Source organism: Methylobacterium sp. WL18, assembly GCF_008040015.1.
In the GTDB taxonomy this organism is placed as follows: Bacteria; Pseudomonadota; Alphaproteobacteria; order Rhizobiales; family Beijerinckiaceae; genus Methylobacterium; species Methylobacterium mesophilicum.
The window spans coordinates 1-1,979 of record NZ_VRVD01000770.1; the positions used below are offsets into that span (position 1 = coordinate 1).

The 1,979-nt window shown below is 68.4% G+C and carries 2 protein-coding genes and 1 pseudogene; 2 read left to right on the forward strand and 1 reads right to left on the reverse strand.

Going from position 1 to position 1,979, the window contains the following annotated elements; translation table 11 throughout:
- Positions 1-255, forward strand: a pseudogene (locus FV228_RS28080) (glycosyltransferase); the annotation flags it as partial.
- 749 nt (positions 256-1,004) lie between these two features.
- Here the strand turns inward: FV228_RS28080 and FV228_RS28085 are convergent.
- Positions 1,005-1,187, reverse strand: coding sequence for a hypothetical protein (locus FV228_RS28085; RefSeq protein ID WP_147857491.1), 183 nt, complete (start codon positions 1,185-1,187; stop codon positions 1,005-1,007).
- Positions 1,188-1,443: 256 nt separating this feature from the next.
- Between FV228_RS28085 and FV228_RS28090 the strand changes: the two genes are divergently transcribed.
- On the forward strand, positions 1,444-1,979 hold a 536-nt coding region (locus FV228_RS28090; RefSeq protein WP_187277946.1), incomplete at its 3' end, for a biotin/lipoyl-binding protein.

The window sequence follows — 1,979 nt, forward strand, 5'->3', positions numbered from 1 at the left end:
GGACAGGCCAAGCGCTTCCTCTGCCTGCCGGAGGAGCGCGCCTACGGCGAGCAGACCGAGAAGGCCGAGGCGCTGCAGAAGCGCGGCGCCGCCATCGTCCACCACGGCTGGCCGGCCGCCGAGGCATGGCCCGGCCTCATCCGCGCCGGCCTGGCCCTCGACCCATCGATCATCGGCGGCCTGTACCGGCCGAGCGCGATCCCGGATTGCGCGGCCACGATCGAGGCGCTGGTCCGAGAGATCGGACGCGGCTGAGGGCCTGTTTGACCGGTCATTCCAATCCTCGCCCTCATCCTGAGAGGCGGTGAGCCTTTCGATCGATCGCCCTTCGATGTCCCATGCATCCGACGCCTCAGCGGTGCCGGACGGGCCTATCGCCCCAGTAGGAGCCGCGGGCCCCCTCTCCCGTGCGGGCTACGACGTGGACACATCGCTGCCGGATGAGGGCTAAGGCTACCCCCACGCGCATCTCCCTCCCCCCTCTGCGGGGGAGGGAAAGCCGCGGTGCCTCCCGTGTATTCTGCAGACCCGATGTGTGAATCCGCAAGCCCGCACGGGAGAGGGGGCATGTCGCGCTCCATCATCGACCTCGAGCCCAAACCTTCGGGGGGACGTCCCACATGGGATCGCGAGCCTGGATGAACCTCCGAAGGTCTGCTGCAGCGTCATCGTCTGTCGCCAGCGATGAATCGAAAGACTCACAGCCTCTGAGGCTGCACAGCGAAGCGACTGAGTGCAGCGGGCGCTCGACCGCGAACCCTACCTCCACCCCGTCAGTCCGGGGCGCCGCAGGCGAACCCTGAACCCAGAGCCGCCGACAGCGCGAGATCCTGCGCGACCTGCGTTTCCGGATTCCGGACTCCGCTTCGCGGACCCGGGATGACTGAAGGAGCCGGCTCAGCGTCTTTCAGGGCTGACACGGATGCTCGCCGAGCAGACATAAGAAAGGCGTCCGTCATGGATGACAAACGCCTTTCGCTCGCTTCGCGATGGCAAAGAATGTCTTAAGAAATCAGGTCCAGCTTGGCGGCCTCGAGTCCGGTGTCGCGGATCGTGTCGGGCAGGGCCGAGAAGTCGCGGTATCCGGCCTCGCGGGCCATGGCGTCGAGTGCCGTCTGAGCGTCGTCGGCCGCACCGGTCCAGACCACGGCGCCGCTCTTCGTCTGCTTGATCTGAAAGATGCTCATCGAATCCTCCCCGGTCGCACGAAGACCATCGGACTAATAACGGCCCATCGCGGCGACGGTTGCAGGTCGGAGGCGGTCAAACGCTGCTGTTTTCATCTGCACCCCACCTGCGGCTCCAGGCTCCGGGGACGGACTTGTACGAAGCCGCTATGCTGGTTCGATCGAGAGTGCCCGCGCCATGAAAACGCCGATCTGCACAGCGACGGAGGGGCAGCACCAGTACAACGCCGCCAGCGAGGCTTCCGTTTTGCCGATCATGTCCGGGCGCGCGTGCCGCCTCAGCGTCCTGTGCGGGCTCCTGATCCTGGCAGCAGTGCCGGCCCGCGCCGTCGAGACGGCCGCGGTCCCCGACGCCTCCGCCATCGCCCCCGCGGTCACGGTCGTCCCGGTCCAGCGCCGCGAGATCGTGGAGCGCGCCGTCGTCACCGGAACGCTGGTCCCCCGGGACGAGATCCTGGTCGCCCCGGAGGTCGAGGGCCTGCGCATCACCGAATTGCTGGTCGAGGAAGGGGATCGGGTCACCAAGGGCCAGGTGCTCGCGCGGCTGTCCCAGGAGATGATCGTCACCCAGGAGGCCTCGAACGTCGCCGCGGTCGCCCGGGCCGAGGCGGCCATCGTCCAGGCCCGGAGCCAGATCGTCCAGGCCGAGGCCGCCAGCGTCGAAGCCAAACAATCGCTGGAGCGCGCCCAGTCGCTGGCCAAGACCGGCAACGCCACCGCGGCCGTGCTGGAACAGCGCGTCTCGGCCGCGCAGGGGGCCGAGGGCCGCCTGGCCGCCGCCAAGGGCGGGCT

Coding starts and splice junctions, on each gene's coding strand:
- FV228_RS28085 (WP_147857491.1), bottom strand. CDS start 1,187: ATGAGCATCTTTCAGATCAAGCAGACGAAGAGCGGCGCCGTGGTCTGG.